Genomic DNA, 17330 nt, shown 5'->3' with positions numbered 1-17330 from the left:
CCCTCCACCACGTCGGGGAGCGCGACGGGCGCATCGCACGCCCGGCCGTCCGGACGGTGACAGAATGATCCGAATCGTCCAGCCATCCGAAGGAGCCCGGGCATGACCCGCCGACAGCCACCCGAGGGCGCCGACCGCGTCGACGTCCAGCCGTCCGGCGCGTCGGGTGACCCGTCGGTCGGAGACGGCGGGATCATCGGCACGACCGACGGCGACGGTCCGGTCGGCCGCCACCTCGGGCAGGCCCCGCACCACCGCGGACTGAAGATCACGGCCCTCGTCATGACGACGCTGATCGTCGCGACCGTCGCCTTCGTCGGGGTCCAGGTCTTCAGGCTCCAGTCCAACGTCGTCACGATGCCGCTCAATCTCGCGGAGGGCCAGCAGTCCGCGCTTCCCGTCGACTCGAGCACGGATCCCCTCCAGATCCTGATCCTCGGCTCCGACACGAGGACGGGCAACTCGGGCGACTTCTTCGGTGACGAGAGCGACTCCTCGGGCGAGGGCAACTCGGACGTGATGATGCTCCTGACCCTCTCGGCCGATCGGGAGAACGTCACGGTCGTCTCGTTCCCGCGGGACCTCCTCGTTCCGCTGCCCGCGTGCGTGAACCCCGACACGGGGCAGCCATCGGAAGCCCAGGAGCTGGGCCAGCTCAACGCGGCACTGAACGAGGGCGGTCCCGGCTGCACCGTCGCCGCGATCAACGACCTGACGGGGCTCTCCGTCGACCACTTCATGATGGCGGGGTTCACTGCGGTCAGCGAGCTCTCGTCCGAGGTGGGCGGTGTCGAGGTCTGCGTCCAGGAACCGGTCGACGACGAGTTCTCGGGCCTGAGGCTGCCCGCGGGAACCAGTGAGGTGGAGGGCGACCAGGCCCTCGCGTTCCTCCGGACGCGCCACAGCTTCGGTGACGGAGGGGACATCGGCCGGATCGCTGCCCAGCAGTCGTTCATGGCGTCGCTCGCCCGCAAGGTGCGTGCCGAGGGCACCCTCACCAACCTACCTAAGCTCTACTCCATCGCGGACGTGGTCACGCGGAACCTCACGGTGGACGAAGGCCTGTCCCAGCCTGCGGAGATCCTGAAGATCGCCGACCGGCTCAAGGACGTGGACCTCGGCAACATGGCATTCGTGACGGTCCCGGTGCAGCCCTGGGACCAGGATCCGAACCGCCTCGTGATCGACGAAGCGGCGGCAGCACCCCTGTTCGATGCGCTGCGCGAGGATCGTGGCCTGACCGAGGAGAGCGCGGTACCGTCCGCACCCTCCGCACCGGGGACGACGCCGGACCCCTCCGATGCTCCTGCCACACCCGAGGCACCGGCCTTCGACCCTGCATCCGTGCCGCTGCTCGTCGTGAACGCGACGACGGACGCGGGCCGCGCTGCAGAGGTGCAGCGGCTGGTCCTCGAGGCCGGGTACACGCAGGCGACGACGTTCGAGTCGGTGCCTGCGGAGGCCACCCTCGTGGTCTACGGACCGGGCTACGACGCCGCCGCAGCGGACGTGGCGACGCGCTTCGGGGTCGCCACGGCGAACGTCATCGCCGATCCGGGTCTCGTCGGGGTCCAGATGCAGGTCGGAGCGGATCTCGCGACCGGCTCCGCCGTCGTTGTCCCCCCACTCGGGAACGAGCTCGACGGCCAGACCGCCGACCAGATCACCTGCCAGGCATCCTCGGGGCTTTAGCCGCGCGAACCGCGCACGACCGGGGTCCGTGCCCCGGGGAGGTCCGGCCCCGAGCCGACGGGCGGACCTCCCGTTGCGTCACCAGATGCGGACGCGGTCCTCCGGCCCGAGCCACAGGCGGTCCTGCTCACCCACGCCGAAGGCCTCGTGGAATTCGTCGAGGTTCCGTACCACCTGGTTGCAGCGGAACTCGTTGGGGGAGTGCGGGTCCACGGTCAGCCGACGCCGGGCCTCCTCGGGGCGGATCTTCTGCTGCCAGCACGTGGCCCAGGAGAGGAAGAAGCGCTGCGTCCCCGTGAGGCCGTCGACCACGGGTGCCTCCCTGCCCTCGAGGCTGAGGAGATACGCCCGGTAGCTGATCCCGAGTCCGCCGAGGTCGCCGATGTTCTCGCCGAGGGTCAGTTCGCCGTTGACCGCCTGCCCCGGGACCTCCGAGGGCTCGAGGGCGGCGTACTGGGCGACGAGGCGGCCCGTGAGTTCGTCGAAGGCCTTCCGGTCGTCCTCGCTCCACCAGTTGGACAGCATCCCGGTCCCGTCGAACTGCGAGCCCTTGTCGTCGAAACCGTGTCCGATCTCGTGACCGATGACCGCGCCGATCGCGCCGTAGTTCACGGCGTCGTCGGCCTCGATGTCGAAGAACGGCGGCTGCAGGATCGCCGCCGGGAACACGATCTCGTTCATGGTCGGCATGTAGTAGGCGTTGACGGTCTGCGGCGTCATGAGCCACGCGCCACGGTCGATGGGTCCGCCGAGCTTGCCCAGCTGCCGGCTGTGCTCGAACTCCGCGGCACGGAGGACGTTGGCATACAGGTCCGCGGGGATCACCTCGAGCGGGGCGTAGTCGATCCACTCCTCCGGGTACCCGATCTTCGTGGTGAACTGCGCGAGCTTCTCGAGGGCCCTCGACCGGGTCTCGTCGGTCATCCACGAGAGGCCGCGGATGCTCGTCCCGTAGGCCGCGATGAGGTTCCGGACGAGAGCCAGCATCGCCTCCTTGTGGGTGGCGGGGAAGTGCCGCTCGACGTACTTCTGGCCGATCGCCTCGCCCATCGCTCCCTCCACGAGGGCGACCCCGCGCTTCCAGCGGTCCTTCAGGCGCGGGGTCCCGGCGAGGTGGGTGCCGTAGAACGCGAAGGTCGCGTCGACGAAGCGATCGTCGAGGTAGTCGGATGCGTGCAGCAGGACGCGGCTCGCGAGCCACTCACGCCACGTCCCGAGCTCCTCCTCGCGGAGTGCGGCGTCCAGCCCGCGCACGAAGTGGGGCTGGTTCACCACGAGCTCGGCGTACTGCGCCGCAGTGTCGGTCACCGTGGAGAGCCAGGGCACCAGGTGTGGGGAGAGATCCTCGAGGTCCCCGTGCCCGAGGAGGTTGTAGGTCTTCTGGGGGTCCCGACGCTCCACCGAGCCCATCGACGAGGACGCGAGGCGTGTCTCCAGTGCGACGACCCGCGCGGCCGCGCCGGCGGCGTCGGGAGCGTCGACGAGCGCGAACAGCTGCTCGAGGAGTGCCTGGTATTTCTGCCGTGTCTCGGCGAAGCCGTCCTCGCGGTAGTAGGACTCGTCCGGCAGGCCCAGTCCGGACTGGTACAGGTGCAGCAGGTAGCGGGTCGGGTTCCCGGCGTCGTTGCTGACGTACGGCGCGAGGAGGCCCTGCACGCCCGAGCGCGACAGGCCTGCGCTGAGGCCCACCAGTTCATCGGCCGTCGTCACGGCGGAGATGCGCTCGAGCAGGGGCAGGACCGGCGTCGAACCGTTCCGGGTGACGCGGTCCGCGTCCATGAAGTCCGCATAGAGCGTGCCCAGCTTCGCGTCGATCCCGTCCGCGGCCGCACCGGCACCGTCCGCCGATCGTGCGGCGGCCTCCTCGATGATCGCCCGGACGGCGAGCTCCGAGGCGTCGCGCAGTGCGGTGAAGGACCCGGCGAGCGGGCGGTCCTCGGGAATCACGGCGTCCTTCAGCCACACGCCGTTGGCATGCCGGAAGAGATCGTCCTGGGGACGGGTGGTCCCGTCGAGATGGGCTGGATCGAACGTGCTGATGGTCAAGATCGGCTCCTGGTTCTCCGTGGTGCAGCGCAGGACGACGCCCGTCCGAGCGCCCCGGAACCCATCCTAGGTGCCGTGCTAGGGTGACGGAGTGCGCGCACAGACGACTCTCCTTCGGTGCCGCGGCGAGGCCTAGGACGCTGTAGAGCTACTGGCCACCCCTCGCCGCGGAGTCCGCGATGCCCGGCCGCCAGCACCTCACCTCCCACAGACAAGGCCGATGTTCATGGACAACGCTCAGAAGACCTCCGGAATGCCGTTCGGCAAGTACATGCCGTTCCAGGACCAGATCACGGTCGAGCTCCCGGACCGCACCTGGCCCGACCGCACGATCACGAAGGCACCCCGCTGGTGCGCCGTCGACCTCCGCGACGGGAACCAGGCCCTCATCGATCCGATGAACCCGGAGCGCAAGCACAAGATGTTCGATCTCCTGGTCCGCATGGGCTACAAGGAGATCGAGGTCGGCTTCCCGTCCGCCTCGCAGACCGACTTCGACTTCGTCCGGCAGCTGATCGAGGGTGACCGCATTCCCGACGACGTCACCATCCAGGTGCTGACACAGTCCCGCGAGCACCTGATCGAACGGACCTACGCGTCCCTCGAGGGAGCGGACCGGGCGATCGTCCACCTCTACAACTCCACCTCGGTCCTCCAGCGACGGGTCGTCTTCAACCAGGACCAGGACGGCATCATCGACATCGCGACGCAGGGTGCGCGCCTGTGCCGCAAGTTCGAGGAGACCATGGGTGACACCCGGATCACCTACGAGTACTCGCCCGAGTCCTTCACGGGCACCGAGCTCGAGTTCGCCGCTCGCATCAGCAACGAGGTCTCCGCCGTCTTCGAGGCCTCCGCCGACCGGCAGATGATCCTCAACCTCCCCGCGACCGTCGAGATGGCCACACCCAACGTGTACGCCGACTCCATCGAGTGGATGAGCCGCAACCTCGCCGACCGGGACAGCATCATCCTGTCGCTGCACCCGCACAACGACCGGGGGACAGGCGTCGCCGCCGCCGAACTCGGCTACCTGGCCGGCGCGGACCGGATCGAGGGCTGCCTCTTCGGGAACGGTGAGCGGACCGGCAACGTGGACCTCGTGACGCTCGGCATGAACCTGTTCAGCCAGGGCATCGACCCGCAGATCGACTTCTCCGACATGGACTCGATCCGCCGCACGGCCGAGTACTGCAACCAGCTCAGCGTGCCCGAGCGCTCCCCGTACGGCGGCGACCTCGTCTTCACCGCCTTCTCCGGCTCCCACCAGGACGCCATCAAGAAGGGCTTCGAGAGCATGGAGCGCGACGCCGCCGCAGCGGGTGTGGGGGTGGACGACCTGCCGTGGGCGGTCCCCTACCTGCCCATCGACCCGAAGGACATCGGCCGGTCCTACGAGGCGGTCATCCGCGTCAATTCCCAGTCCGGCAAGGGCGGTGTGGCGTACCTGCTGAAGAACGAGCACAGCCTCGACCTGCCGCGCCGCGCGCAGATCGAGTTCTCCGGCGTCATCCAGCGCCGCACCGAGACGCAGGGCGGGGAGGTCAGCGGCGCCCAGTTGTGGTCTGTCTTCCAGGACGAGTACCTGCCGACCCGTGCGGAGGGCGGCTCAGAGACCTGGGGCCACTACGAACTGACCTCGGTCAACACCGACACGGCCGAGGACGGCGCGTTCAAGCTCGTCGCCACCCTGCTGGTGGACGGAGTACAGCAGCGCAGGTCCTCCACGGGCAATGGTCCCATCGACGCACTCCTGACCATCCTCGGGGAGGACGGCGTGGACGTCAGGGTGCTGGACTACACCGAGCATGCGCTGTCCTCCGGCGGCAACGCCCGCGCTGCGGCGTATGTGGAGTGCGCCGTGGGCGAGCGGGTGCTGTGGGGCGTCGGGATCGACGCCAATACCACGATGGCCGCGCTGAAGGCCGTCGTCTCGGCCGTCAACCGCGCCATCCGCGACGCCGCCTGATCCATCGCGCCGCGCGGCCGGGTCCTTCTGCCGGGCCCGGCATCGCCGCACCTGCCGCCCCCGTGCCGCTCGGCCGGCGCGGGGGTGGCAGGTGGAAGAATGGGGACGTGACTTCCTCGTCGGCCTCGCGTACCTACCGCACCCACGGAGTGGTGCTGCGCACGTACAAGCTCGGCGAGGCGGATCGCATCATCGTGCTGCTGACCCGTGACCAGGGGCAGGTGCGGGCCGTCGCCAAGGGGGTCCGCCGCACCAGCAGCAAGTTCGGCTCGAGGCTGGAGCCCTTCATGTCGGTCGACCTGCAGCTGGCGCGGGGCCGCACCCTCGATGTCATCACCCAGGTCGAGACGAAGGGGCTCTACGGCCACGGGATCGCCTCCGACTACGGGTGCTACACGGCAGCGACCGCGATCGCCGAGACCGCCGAGCGGCTCACGGACATCGGCGAGACCGGGGGAGCGCAGTACGCCCTGGTGGCCGGCGCGTTCTCCGCACTCAGCCGCAACCTGCACCCGTCCGAGCTCATCCTCGACTCCTATCTCCTGCGCGCCCTGGCCACCGCGGGATGGGCTCCCAGCTTCACGGACTGTGCGCGCTGCGCCGCGCCCGGACCGCACTCCGCGTTCTCCGCACCGCTCGGCGGGGCCGTCTGTCCCGACTGCAGGCCGCCGGGAGCGGCGTCGCCGTCGTCGTCCACCATGGCGCTGCTCGGCGCCCTCCTGACCGGGGACTGGACGGTCGCCGACACCTCGGAGGCCGCGGCCCGGCGCGAAGCGGCCGGCCTGGTCGCGGCCTACCTGCAATGGCACCTCGAACGCGGGGTCGCCTCCCTCAAACATGTGGAGCGTGTATGAAGCCCGACGGATCCGTAGCACCGTGGCCGCACCCGAGCGGCGAGCGGGCGCCGTCGATTCCCGCGCAGTTCGTTCCCGGGCACGTGGCGATCGTCATGGACGGCAACGGGCGCTGGGCCAACGAACGCGGGTTGCCGCGCACCGAGGGGCACCGCGCCGGCGAGGCGGCCCTGCTGGATGTCATGGCCGGCGCGATCGAGATCGGCGTCAAGCACGTCTCGGTCTATGCCTTCAGCACCGAGAACTGGAAGCGGTCCCCCGAGGAGGTCCGGTTCCTGATGGGCTTCAACAAGGACGTCCTGCGGCGCCAGCGCGACCAGCTGAACCAGTGGGGGGTCCGTATCCGCTGGTCCGGGCGGCGGCCCCGGCTGTGGCAGTCCGTGATCCGCGAACTGGAGGAGGCCGAGCGCCACACGGTCGCGAACACCACCTGCACGCTCACCATGTGCGTCAACTACGGGGGCCGTGCGGAGATCGCGGACGCGGCGAGGGCCATCGCCGAGGACGTCGCGGCGGGCAGGCTGAAGGCGTCGTCGGTGAGCGAGAAGACCATCCAGCGGTACCTCGACGAACCCGATCTGCCCGACGTCGACCTCTTCCTCCGGACCTCCGGGGAGCAGCGGCTGTCCAACTTCATGCTCTGGCAGTCGGCCTATGCCGAGATGGTCTTCATGAACACGCTGTGGCCGGACGTCGATCGACGCACGCTCTGGCGGGCGATCGAGGAGTACGCCGCGCGCGATCGCCGATACGGCGGAGCCGTGGATCAGGCGTCGGCGGAGCGGACGTCCTCCTGAGGTGACGGGCGTTCCGCCAGGGTCCCGACCGCGCGAAGGCGGTCGGACCCCGTCAGCGGGGAGTTGTGCGGGCGGTGCGAAGGGGTGGCACCGAGGCCTCGAGCCACCACTCCACGGTGTCGATGGCCTGTTCGCGCACATCGCGCCGGGACAGGAAGACGTCGTGCAGCGCGTCCTGCAGCCGCCGGATGGTCACCGTGTGGCCCAGTTCCGCTGCTCGCCGCACCATCGCCGACACGTCCAGGACGCTGTCGGTGCGCAGCATGGCATCACTCCACGTGGTGCTGAGGGTCGACGCCGCCGAGCACAGGACGAGGACCGGAACGTCGATCGCGATACCCCGGGCCACCGCGGCGTGACCCGCGAGGACCGCTGCCAGCCAGCCCGCCCTGATCGGGAAGCCGGCCTCCGGTCGCCAGGCCGCATCGATGGGCCACTCGCCGTCGCGCGTATCGCTGATGCTCCTGAAATAGAAGCCGAGCTCGGGCAGGCGCAGGCGCGCCTTGGGCCGTCGGCGGGAGACGGTGTCGAGGATGCCCTGTGCCGCGGAGCGCAGCAGTGCGCTGCCCTGCGCCTCCAACCAGGGGCTGTTGAGGACCAGGCCTGCCACCCGGCCGGGATGCCGCGCCGCCCAGAGCGCCGCCGTCAGGCCGCCAGTTGAATGCGCCATCAGGACGAGGTCCACGGACCCCGGCGCCGGATCATCGGGGACCCGCCGGGCACGGCCCGCGATGCGCCTGCCGAGGGCTGCGACGGCGGCCTCCAGGTCGGCGTCGTACTCGTCGAGGGAGGTGGTGAAACCGGGAGTCTGGCCGGGACGGAGGCTGCGCCCGTACTTGTGCAGGTCAAGGGCGAAGAAGGCCCACCCGCACCGGTGCAGGGCTGCGGCGAGCTCCCGGTGGAAGAAGTAGTCGCTGAAGCCGTGCAGGTACAGGACTGCGCGGGCCGGCGGATCGTCCTGTGGACCGGTTCCCGGCGCAGTTGCAGTGGCGGTCCCGCCCACCGGCTCGTAGGCGACGAGCGTGGCCACCCGCGGGCCCTCGTCGTCGGGCTCGAGGTGCAGGGTCAGGGCCCGGAAGTCTTCGCCGAGGATGTCCTCCACCCAGGGATCGTCCATGCAGCGACAGTACCGCGTGCGCAGCGGGTCGGCTGCAGCTGTCCGGCATGGAACCGATGACGGCCGGCGAGTTGGTCCGGGGCGACGGAGCGTGGAATTCTGGGACCATGCGCATCTACCCGACCTTCTTCCGGATCGTCTTCTCCGGGATGGACGCCGAGAAGGCGCACAGGATCGGGTTCGCCCTCATCCGTGCCGCCGACCTCACCCCGGCAGGCTGGGCCCTGCGCCGCTTCTGTGCACCGCACCCCGGCCTCGCGACCACGGCGTTCGGCGTGGACTTCCCGTCGCCGTTCGGACTGGCCGCCGGTTTCGACAAGGCAGGAAAGGGCATCCTCTCCCTGACCGCGCTCGGGTTCGGCCACGTGGAGATCGGCACCATCACCGGGCAGGCGCAGCCGGGGAACCCGGCCCCGCGCCTGTTCCGGCTCGTCGAGGACCGTGCCGTGATCAATCGCATGGGCTTCAACAACGACGGCGCTGCCGCCGTCGCCCCGCGCCTGCGGACCGCGAGGACCAGGCTCACCCGCCGCTACGGGCACCGAACCCGACCCGTGGTCGGCGTGAACATCGGGAAGACGAAGAAGGTGGACCTCGTCGACGCGGTCGCCGACTACCTCGTGAGTGCCGAGCAGCTGGCTCCCGTCGCCGACTACCTCGTCGTCAACGTCTCCTCGCCGAACACGCCCGGCCTCCGGCTCCTGCAGAGCGTCGAGTCGCTGCGGCCCCTGCTCGAAGCCGTCCGGTCGACGGCGGACTCGGCCGCCGGTCGACACGTCCCCCTCCTCGTGAAGATCGCGCCGGATCTCACCGATCAGGACATCGACGACGTCGGTGCCCTCGCCCTGGACCTCGGTCTCGATGGCATCGTGGCGACGAACACCACGATCACCCGCCAGAACCTGGCCACCGACGCTGCGACCGTCATGTCGAAGGGGGTCGGCGGCCTGAGCGGTGCACCCCTCAAGGCGCGCTCGCTCGAGGTGCTGAAGCGGCTCCGCGCGGCTGTCGGCGACGGTCTGGCGATCATCGCCGTCGGGGGAGTCGAGACACCCGAGGACGTCAGGGAACGCCTCGACGCAGGAGCCACCCTCGTCCAGGGGTACACGGCGTTCCTCTACGAGGGCCCGTTCTGGGCCCGGCGGATCAACCGCGGGCTGGCACGCTCGGGCGCCTGAGGCCTCGCGTCCGCTGGACCAGGCGGCCTTCGTCCGTGGGCGACCATCGTCGAAGACGCGACGAGCCGGGCCCGAAGGCCCGGCTCGTGACGTTGCTGAGCAGGGAGCGTCCTGACCTCCCGCGGGAGGTCAGGAGGGGTACTGGCCGCGCTTCACCTGGGGCTTCGGCAGCCGGAGCCTGCGCAACTGCAGCGCACGCGTCACGCCGTACCAGAGGTCGCCCTGGTTCGGCGACCCGAACTTCTCCGTCAGCTTCTTCTTCAGCTTGCGCCGCAGCAGCACACAGTCGACCACCACGGCGACGATCAGCACCCAGAACGCCATCAGGACCGCGCTCTGCACGGCGAGGGACTGGAAGAAGCTCAGGATCACGAAGACCAGCGCCGCGATCATCAGGAACTCGCCGATGTTGACGCGGGCGTCGACGAACTGGCGGATGTACCGCCGGTTCGGCCCCTTGTCCCGCAGCGGCAGGTACTTCTCGTCGTCGGTGTCGAGCGCCTGGCGCATCCTCGCCCGTTCGTCCCGCACGGTCGACCGGCTCTGCTCCCGGGCCGCCTTGCGATCGTTCGGGACGAGAGGGCGCTTCCGCGCTGCCTCCTGCACGCTGCGCCTGGGCGTCGGCGCTCCCTTGCCCTGCGCACGCACGGCTTCCTGGGAGCGCGGGGCCCCGTCGACGACAGCAGGGGCAGCGGGAGTCTTCTCTTTACGTCCGAACACCTCCTCAGGATACCGGCTCCCCGCCCGCCGCCGTCCCTGCGCCAGATCACGACCGGGAGGGCCGAGCGGATCATCCGGCTGTGTAGGGTTTTCGGCATGACCTCCTCGAACACTTCCCCAGCGCTCCCGGACGAGCCGTCGGCCGTCAGCTCCCGCCTCCGTGCCAGCGTGGATGCGGCCTTCCCGCGGATCGTGCAGCAGCTTTCCGATCTCGTCGCGATCCAGGGCATCGCCTGGGACGCCTTCGACGCCCACGAACTCGATCGCAGCGCCGAGGCAGTCGCCGCGCTGGTCCGCAGCGTCGGGATCGACGACGTGCGCATCCTCCGCGTGGACAACGACGGCACGCCCGGCGGACCCGCCGTCGTCGCCCGCCGTGCCCCGACCGAGGGCAGGCCCACCGTCCTGCTGTACGCCCACCACGACGTGCAGCCGCCGGGGGACCCCGACCTGTGGGAGTCCGAACCCTTCGTCGCCACGGAGCGCGACGGTCGGCTGTACGGGCGCGGAGCCGCCGACGACAAGGCCGGCATCATGGCCCACATCGGTGCCTTCGGCGCTCTCAGCGAGGTGCTCGGCGACTCCTTCGGCGTCGGCGTGACCCTCTTCATCGAGGGTGAGGAGGAGGCCGGCTCGCCGACCTTCCGCTCCTTCCTCGAGACCTATCGGGACGATCTCGCAGCGGACGTCATCATCGTGGCCGACTCCAGCAACTGGAAGGTCGGCGTCCCCGCGCTCACCACCAGCCTGCGCGGCCTCGTCGACGGCACCATCGAGGTCCAGGTCCTCGACCACGCCGTGCACTCCGGGATGTTCGGTGGTCCCGTGCTCGACGCACCGACCCTCCTCGCGCGTCTCATCGCCACCCTGCACGACGACGCCGGCGACGTCGCCATCGCGGGACTCGCCGGCGGCGACCACGCGACCGTGGACTACGACGAGCAGGACTACCGCTCGGACGCGTCGGTGCTCCAGGGCGTACAGCTCGCGGGAACGGGATCGATCGCGTCGCGCCTGTGGCACAAGCCGGCCCTCTCCATCATCGGGATGGACGTCCCGACCGTCGCGCTGTCCTCGAACACGCTCCTGCCCAGGGCGCGCGCCAAATTCAGCCTCCGTCTCGCCCCGGGCCAGCAGCCCGCGGCCGCCATGGACGCCGTTCGTGCACACGTGGAATCACATGCCCCGTTCGGTGCCACCGTGACCTTCACGCCGGGGGAGACCGGCAGCCCCTTCAGCACCGACACCGGCGAGCCCGCCTCGCGCCTCGCCCTCGAGTCCCTCGAGGAGGCGTGGGGCGTTAAGGCCGTCGAGGCCGGGATGGGCGGGTCCATCCCGTTCATCGCGGACCTCACGGAACTGTTCCCGTCCGCGCAGATCCTCATCACCGGCGTCGAGGACCCGGACTCGCGCGCGCACAGCGCCAACGAGTCCCTCCACCTCGACGAGTTCCGGAAGGCCGTCCTCGCCGAAGCCATCCTCCTGGCCCGGATCAACGACGGCGGCCTCAGCGCCTGAGGGCCGCCCCACAGTGGGTGCCCGAGGGGACGGGTGGAAATGTTTCCGCCCGTCCCCTCGTTATGACGAGAGCGGGCCCGGCGTACCATGGAACGAAGCCGTGCGCGCGACACCGCGGACAGCACTGAGAGCGGACACGGCATGCTGTCGTCCGAGCTAGGAGAAACACCATGAGTACTTCGACCACCGAGACCGCCTCCCTCGAGGAGACCACCGAGCTCCCCGCGCACGAGGTCGATCTGTCCGACATCGCTGCCGGCAAGGTCCGCAGCCTCCTCGAGCAGGAGGGGCGCACCGACCTGCGGCTGCGCGTCGCAGTCCAGCCCGGGGGCTGCTCCGGCCTCATCTACCAGCTCTACTTCGACGAACGCGTGCTCGACGGCGACGCCGTCCGCGACTTCGACGGCGTCGAGGTCATCGTCGACAAGATGAGCGTCCCCTACCTCTCGGGCGCGTCCATCGACTTCGAGGACACCATCTCGAAGCAGGGTTTCACGATCGACAACCCGAATGCGGGCGGATCCTGCGCCTGCGGGGACTCCTTCCACTGACCTCCTGTCCGCACCGCAGCCGCGGTGGGACGGCATCGCGGAAAGGCCCGGGACTGCACGCTGGACGTGCTTCCCGGGCCTTTTGCATGTCACCGAATCGTCGGTGTTACGGGTAAGCTCTACAGTGAGTAGTAAAACTGGATGTGCACCCCGGGCAGCTTCATGAGCGGGTGGCAACGCACGTAGAAAAGGAAGGTCCGTCTGTGATTTCGCAGGACCGAACCGGTAGCAAGCGCGTCAGGATCGCGAAGATCTCCAGCATCTCGCTGGTCGGCGCCCTCCTACTGACCGGCTGTTCGGCTGAAGCCCAAAAGGGCTGGCTTCCGGCAGACCGGGACAACACCAACCACACCGGCATCATCACGGACCTGTGGGTCAACTCGTGGATCGCGGCGCTCGCCGTCGGCATCATCACGTGGGGCCTGATCATCTGGTGCATGGTCGCCTATCGCCGCCGCAAGAATGACACCGGGTACCCGCGCCAGATGAGCTACAACCTGCCGCTGGAGATCTTCTACCTGACGATCCCGCTGTTCATGGTGCTGGTGTTCTTCTACTTCACGGAGCGCGACATCGCGACGATCGACGCCCGCGTCGAGGATCCCGACGTCATCGTCGACGTCCGCGGCAAGCAGTGGTCGTGGGACTTCAACTATGTCAAGGAAGACAAGTACTCCACCGGTGTCCAGGGCAGCCTGAACGGCGAGGAAGGTGTTCCGGAGAACCTCCCGACGCTGTACCTCCCGGTCAACAGGAGCGTCGAGCTCCAGCTCAACGCCCGCGACGTCCAGCACTCCTTCTTCGTCCCCGCGTTCCTGCAGAAACGTGACCTCTACCCGGGCCGCACCAACTACATCAACCTCACGCCCACCAAGGAGGGCACCTTCGCGGGCAAGTGCGCCGAGTTGTGCGGGCAGTACCACTCGGAGATGCTCTTCAACGTCGAGGTGGTCTCCCAGGAGGAGTTCGACGCACAGATGGCGCAGCTGGAGGACGGACAGCTCGGCGACGAGTACGACCGCGACTCCTACCCGGAGGACGATCCCGATACCGACCCAGCTAGGAGCAGCAGCTGATGTCCACCTTCGAATACACCCTTGAGGAAGCCGGCACCATCGCCGCTCCCCGTGTAGTTCCGAGGTCCAAGGGACGCATCGTCGTCAACTGGATCACCTCCACGGACCACAAGACCATCGGGTACATGTACCTGATGGCGTCCTTCGTGTTCTTCTGCTTCGCCGGTGTGATGGCGCTGATCATCCGCGCCGAGCTGTTCGAGCCGGGTATGCAGATCCTGCAGACGAAGGAGCAGTACAACCAGCTCTTCACGATGCACGGCACCGTGATGCTCCTGATGTTCGCCACGCCGCTCTTCGCAGGCTTCGCGAACGTCATCATGCCGCTGCAGATCGGCGCACCCGACGTGGCCTTCCCGCGACTGAATGCCCTCGCGTTCTGGTTCTTCCTGTTCGGCAGCACCATCGCCGTGTCCGGCTTCATCACCCCGCAGGGCGCGGCGTCCTTCGGCTGGTTCGCCTATGCCCCGCTCTCGAGCACCACGTTCTCCCCGGGTGTCGGTGGTGACCTGTGGGTCTTCGGCCTCGCCCTCTCGGGCTTCGGCACCATCCTGGGTGCGGTCAACTTCATCACCACCATCATCTGCATGCGGGCTCCCGGCATGACGATGTGGCGGATGCCGATCTTCACCTGGAACACGCTGATCACGGCGATCCTCGTTCTGATGGCCTTCCCGCCGCTCGCCGCCGCCCTGTTCGCGCTCGGTGCGGACCGGCGCTTCGGGGCGCACATCTTCGACCCCGAGGCCGGCGGTGCCATCCTCTGGCAGCACCTGTTCTGGTTCTTCGGCCACCCCGAGGTCTACATCATCGCGCTGCCGTTCTTCGGCATCGTGTCCGAGATCTTCCCCGTCTTCAGCCGCAAGCCGATCTTCGGCTACAAGGGCCTGGTGTACGCGACAATCGCCATCGCCGCGCTGTCCGTGACGGTCTGGGCGCACCACATGTACGTGACCGGAGCCGTGCTCCTGCCGTTCTTCGCCTTCATGACGATGCTGATCGCGGTGCCGACGGGCGTGAAGTTCTTCAACTGGATCGGCACCCTGTGGAGGGGCTCGCTGACGTTCGAGACCCCGATGCTCTGGAGCCTCGGCTTCCTCGTGACCTTCCTGTTCGGTGGGCTCACCGGGATCATCCTCGCGTCGCCGCCCTTGGATTTCCACGTCTCGGACACCTACTTCGTCGTGGCGCACTTCCACTACGTGGTCTTCGGGACCGTGGTCTTCGCGATGTTCGCGGGCTTCTACTTCTGGTGGCCGAAGTTCACCGGGAAGATGCTGAACGAGCGGCTCGGGAAGATCCACTTCTGGATGCTGTTCCTGGGGTTCCACGCCACGTTCCTGATCCAGCACTGGCTCGGTGTCGAAGGCATGCCGCGCCGCTACGCGGACTACCTGCCCGAGGACGGCTATACGGCGATGAACCAGTTCTCCACCGTCGGGTCCTTCGTCCTCGGTGCGTCACTGATCCCCTTCTTCTGGAACGTCTACATCACGTGGCGCACCGGCAAGAAGGTCGAGGTCGATGATCCCTGGGGCTTCGGTGCCTCGCTGGAGTGGGCGACCTCCTGCCCGCCGCCGCGCCACAACTTCACCTCCCTGCCCCGGATCCGGTCCGAGCGCCCTGCTCTCGACCTGCACCACCCGGAGCTGCAGCAGACGCACACGCCGGACGACAGCGCCGCGAGCTTCATGGGCTCGGCGGACCGACAGGATGCCAAGTCATGAGGATCGAGAAGAACCTGTTCCTGATCGGCGTGCCGATCTTCGTTCCCATCGCCCTCGTCTACGGCTGGCTGACCGAATGGTCCGAATGGGTCGGATTCCTCGGGATCCTGCTGGTCGGCGGACTCGCCGGCATGATCGGCTTCTACCTGGCGTTCACCGGCAAGCGGGTCGGGCAGCGACCGGAGGATCGTCTGGACGCGGAGATCCACGAGGGTTCCGGCGAGCAGGGGCACTTCAGCCCCTGGAGCTGGTGGCCCCTGGTTCTCGGCCTGTCCGCAGCGACCGGATTCCTCGGCATCGCCATCGGGTTCTGGATCCTCTACATCGGCATGGGACTCGCCGTGATCGCGCTGGTCGGCTGGGTCTTCGAATACAGCCGCGGGTACCACGCCCACTAGGGCAGAACGACAGCATCATCGCGTCACAGGGAGTCCGCCACGAGCGGGCTCCCTTCGCGTTAACCACGGTCGACCGCCGCACCGTCGTCGGCCGGTAGGAACCAGGACGACAGGAGCTGGATGGCCATGACGATCCTCCCGCGTCCCTTCGACGCCGAGCCGCTGGACCCGGTGTCGCACGAGGCGAAGCACGTGCAGCTCCGCGAGAGCCTGCGGCGATACCTGGAGACGTACGGAGAACCGGGGACCGCCATCCCCTCCGAGCGGCAGCTGAGCGAGTATTTCGGTGTCGCGAGAATGACCGTCCGGCAGGCCATCGATGCTCTCGTCGCCGAGGAGGTGCTGGAGCGGATCGTCGGGCTCGGGACCTTCGTCGCCAGGAGCAAGATGGACCTCCACATGAAGATGACGTCCTACACCGAGGAGATGATCCGTCGCGGCATGGTGCCGGACGCACGGGTCCTCGCCTTCGAACAGCAGGGCGCGTCGCCGCTCGTGGCGCGGGAACTCCAGATCGATATCGGTCAGCCTGTGGTGCGGTTCCGTCGGCAGCTCCTTGCCGACGGTGAGCCGATGAGCGTCGACGAGAACTTCATTCCGGCGCACCGGGTTGTCGGCATCCTCGACGACCCTCCGCCGACCTCGCTGTACAACGTGCTGAGCGAGAAGTACGGACTGGTCATGGAATGGGGTGAGGACACCATCGAGGCGACGGCAGCCTCACCGTCGATCGCCCGCCTGCTCAATGTCGAGCTGAATGCACCCCTGCTGAGGATCCAGCGGCACGCCTATGTGGCCCGCTCGATGATCGACTACTCGGTGTCCTACTATCGGGCGGACCGCTACAAGCTGTGGGTTCCGCTGCAGCGCCCAGGGGTGCGCACGCCGCGCGCGTACAGCTCCAAGCGGCTCGGGTAACTGGATTCCCGTCCCCGGCGTCAGGAGGGTGCTGGTGGCTGCGGACGGCTGTTCCGCCAGGACGGCGTAGCGCACCGTGGGCGCTTCAGCACCCGGCGCGTCTCCCTCGGGAGTGCCGTGTCCTAGTCGCTGATCGCAAGGACGAAGGCGCCGCCGATGACGGCACCGACGACGTACCCGGCGAGGACCTGCCCGGCAGTGTGGGCCCCGAGCGTGACGCGGGACCAGCCGATGATGAGAGGCACCACGAGGAGGACGGCGATCCACCCGCCGGCAAATCCCATGGACCCGACGACGACGAAGACCGCCACGGCGGAATGCGCGGACAGCTTCCACGCCAGATTGACGAGCAGGACCGCCACCACGCCGCCCACGGTGCACAGCACCCCGGAGATGAGCTCCCATGGTGCATCGATCGCCAGGAGCAGCCCCAGGCCCAGGGCGATGGATACGAGGGTTGCGCCGAGGATCGGCGCCCGCTGACGTCGGTCGCTGACATGGTGGTCGGTGATCGAGCCCCGTCTTACCAGCGCAAGCACGCCGGCCAGGGGGAGCGCGGTGGTGAACCCCACGGCGACCAGCGCGGTGGGCAGCCCGGCGGGCCACCCGGCGAAGCGGAAGGCCAGGATCACGAGGAACAACGAGACGAGTACGGCCGGCGCGAGGACCTCGCTCACGATCGTCGCGGCCCTGTACAGCCCGGTGTCCCGCCTGCGTCCGGAGAGAACGGGATCGGGCAGTGGCCGGGAGTCGTCGTGGTGATGCATGG

At 68.6% G+C, this 17330-nt stretch carries 15 protein-coding genes; 11 read left to right on the top strand and 4 right to left on the bottom strand.

The window, feature by feature from the left end:
• The first annotated feature begins 102 nt into the window (after positions 1 to 102).
• Complete coding sequence (locus tag ASF21_RS11575) at positions 103 to 1692, top strand: LCP family protein (protein ID WP_055771205.1); 1590 nt, start codon at positions 103 to 105, stop codon at positions 1690 to 1692.
• Positions 1693 to 1770: 78 nt separating this feature from the next.
• On the opposite strand, the gene ASF21_RS11570 is transcribed toward ASF21_RS11575, so the two are convergent.
• On the bottom strand, positions 1771 to 3738 hold the full coding sequence (locus ASF21_RS11570) for a M13 family metallopeptidase (RefSeq protein ID WP_055771202.1): 1968 nt from the start codon (positions 3736 to 3738) through the stop codon (positions 1771 to 1773).
• A gap of 226 nt (positions 3739 to 3964) precedes the next feature.
• Between ASF21_RS11570 and leuA the strand changes: the two genes are divergently transcribed.
• The 3 genes from leuA to ASF21_RS11555 all read left to right on the top strand — a co-directional run bounded on the left by leuA (position 3965) and on the right by ASF21_RS11555 (position 7358).
• Positions 3965 to 5707 carry a 2-isopropylmalate synthase gene (leuA, locus tag ASF21_RS11565; protein ID WP_055771589.1) on the top strand — a complete coding sequence of 581 codons (1743 nt, stop codon included), beginning with the start codon at positions 3965 to 3967 and terminating at the stop codon, positions 5705 to 5707.
• Between the two features lie 107 nt (positions 5708 to 5814).
• Positions 5815 to 6561, top strand: a complete 747-nt coding sequence (recO, locus tag ASF21_RS11560) for a DNA repair protein RecO (RefSeq protein WP_055771199.1) — start codon at positions 5815 to 5817, stop codon at positions 6559 to 6561.
• Complete coding sequence (locus ASF21_RS11555) at positions 6558 to 7358, top strand: isoprenyl transferase (protein ID WP_055771196.1); 801 nt, start codon at positions 6558 to 6560, stop codon at positions 7356 to 7358. The genes recO and ASF21_RS11555 overlap by 4 nt, the downstream gene beginning before the upstream one ends.
• Before the next feature lie 52 nt (positions 7359 to 7410).
• Here the strand turns inward: ASF21_RS11555 and ASF21_RS11550 are convergent, their stop codons facing one another.
• Entirely contained in the window at positions 7411 to 8475 is a 1065-nt protein-coding gene (locus ASF21_RS11550) for an alpha/beta hydrolase (RefSeq protein WP_055771193.1), read from the bottom strand.
• Positions 8476 to 8582: 107 nt separating this feature from the next.
• Between ASF21_RS11550 and ASF21_RS11545 the strand changes: the two genes are divergently transcribed.
• Positions 8583 to 9653, top strand: a complete 1071-nt coding sequence (locus ASF21_RS11545; protein WP_055771190.1) for a quinone-dependent dihydroorotate dehydrogenase — start codon at positions 8583 to 8585, stop codon at positions 9651 to 9653.
• Positions 9654 to 9782: 129 nt separating this feature from the next.
• Here ASF21_RS11545 and ASF21_RS11540 read toward each other — a convergent pair whose 3' ends face one another.
• Positions 9783 to 10373, bottom strand: coding sequence for a DUF3043 domain-containing protein (locus ASF21_RS11540; RefSeq protein ID WP_055771187.1), 591 nt, complete (start codon positions 10371 to 10373; stop codon positions 9783 to 9785).
• A gap of 96 nt (positions 10374 to 10469) precedes the next feature.
• Between ASF21_RS11540 and ASF21_RS11535 the strand changes: the two genes are divergently transcribed.
• The 6 genes from ASF21_RS11535 to ASF21_RS11510 all read left to right on the top strand — a co-directional run bounded on the left by ASF21_RS11535 (position 10470) and on the right by ASF21_RS11510 (position 16561).
• Positions 10470 to 11891 (top strand): dipeptidase, encoded by a 1422-nt coding sequence (locus ASF21_RS11535; protein ID WP_055771184.1) that lies wholly within the window; start codon positions 10470 to 10472, stop codon positions 11889 to 11891.
• Positions 11892 to 12061: 170 nt separating this feature from the next.
• Positions 12062 to 12442: a HesB/IscA family protein gene (locus ASF21_RS11530; protein ID WP_055771181.1), complete on the top strand. Its 381-nt coding sequence runs from the start codon at positions 12062 to 12064 to the stop codon at positions 12440 to 12442.
• A gap of 203 nt (positions 12443 to 12645) precedes the next feature.
• Complete coding sequence (gene coxB, locus ASF21_RS11525; protein WP_055771178.1) at positions 12646 to 13518, top strand: cytochrome c oxidase subunit II; 873 nt, start codon at positions 12646 to 12648, stop codon at positions 13516 to 13518.
• Positions 13518 to 15245: a cytochrome c oxidase subunit I gene (gene ctaD, locus ASF21_RS11520; protein WP_055771175.1), complete on the top strand. Its 1728-nt coding sequence runs from the start codon at positions 13518 to 13520 to the stop codon at positions 15243 to 15245. The genes coxB and ctaD overlap by 1 nt, the downstream gene beginning before the upstream one ends.
• Positions 15242 to 15643: a cytochrome c oxidase subunit 4 gene (locus ASF21_RS11515; protein ID WP_055771172.1), complete on the top strand. Its 402-nt coding sequence runs from the start codon at positions 15242 to 15244 to the stop codon at positions 15641 to 15643. Before ctaD ends, ASF21_RS11515 begins: the two co-directional genes overlap by 4 nt.
• A 126-nt stretch (positions 15644 to 15769) precedes the next feature.
• Positions 15770 to 16561, top strand: coding sequence for a GntR family transcriptional regulator (locus tag ASF21_RS11510; RefSeq protein WP_055771586.1), 792 nt, complete (start codon positions 15770 to 15772; stop codon positions 16559 to 16561).
• Between the two features lie 122 nt (positions 16562 to 16683).
• Here ASF21_RS11510 and ASF21_RS11505 read toward each other — a convergent pair whose 3' ends face one another.
• The gene (locus tag ASF21_RS11505) at positions 16684 to 17328 is read right to left on the bottom strand and encodes a hypothetical protein (protein ID WP_055771168.1); all 645 of its coding nucleotides are present in this window, start codon (positions 17326 to 17328) and stop codon (positions 16684 to 16686) included.
• Positions 17329 to 17330: the final 2 nt, after the last annotated feature.

It is taken from the genome of Arthrobacter sp. Leaf234 (assembly GCF_001422665.1).
Taxonomy (GTDB): Bacteria; Actinomycetota; Actinomycetes; order Actinomycetales; family Micrococcaceae; genus Arthrobacter_D.
Note: the sequence above shows the minus strand (reverse complement) of the source record. Positions and strands in the feature narration are given on the sequence as shown.

Excerpts from the sequence above, each read along its gene's own strand:
- ASF21_RS11505 (WP_055771168.1), bottom strand. The coding sequence starts at position 17,328 with ATGCATCACCACGACGACTCCCGGCCACTGCCCGATCCCGTTCTCTCC.
- ASF21_RS11515 (WP_055771172.1), top strand. The coding sequence starts at position 15,242 with ATGAGGATCGAGAAGAACCTGTTCCTGATCGGCGTGCCGATCTTCGTT.
- ASF21_RS11575 (WP_055771205.1), top strand. The coding sequence starts at position 103 with ATGACCCGCCGACAGCCACCCGAGGGCGCCGACCGCGTCGACGTCCAG.
- ASF21_RS11550 (WP_055771193.1), bottom strand. The coding sequence starts at position 8,475 with ATGGACGATCCCTGGGTGGAGGACATCCTCGGCGAAGACTTCCGGGCC.
- ASF21_RS11545 (WP_055771190.1), top strand. The coding sequence starts at position 8,583 with ATGCGCATCTACCCGACCTTCTTCCGGATCGTCTTCTCCGGGATGGAC.
- ctaD (WP_055771175.1), top strand. The coding sequence starts at position 13,518 with ATGTCCACCTTCGAATACACCCTTGAGGAAGCCGGCACCATCGCCGCT.
- ASF21_RS11510 (WP_055771586.1), top strand. The coding sequence starts at position 15,770 with ATGACGATCCTCCCGCGTCCCTTCGACGCCGAGCCGCTGGACCCGGTG.
- ASF21_RS11555 (WP_055771196.1), top strand. The coding sequence starts at position 6,558 with ATGAAGCCCGACGGATCCGTAGCACCGTGGCCGCACCCGAGCGGCGAG.
- leuA (WP_055771589.1), top strand. The coding sequence starts at position 3,965 with ATGGACAACGCTCAGAAGACCTCCGGAATGCCGTTCGGCAAGTACATG.
- ASF21_RS11535 (WP_055771184.1), top strand. The coding sequence starts at position 10,470 with ATGACCTCCTCGAACACTTCCCCAGCGCTCCCGGACGAGCCGTCGGCC.
- ASF21_RS11530 (WP_055771181.1), top strand. The coding sequence starts at position 12,062 with ATGAGTACTTCGACCACCGAGACCGCCTCCCTCGAGGAGACCACCGAG.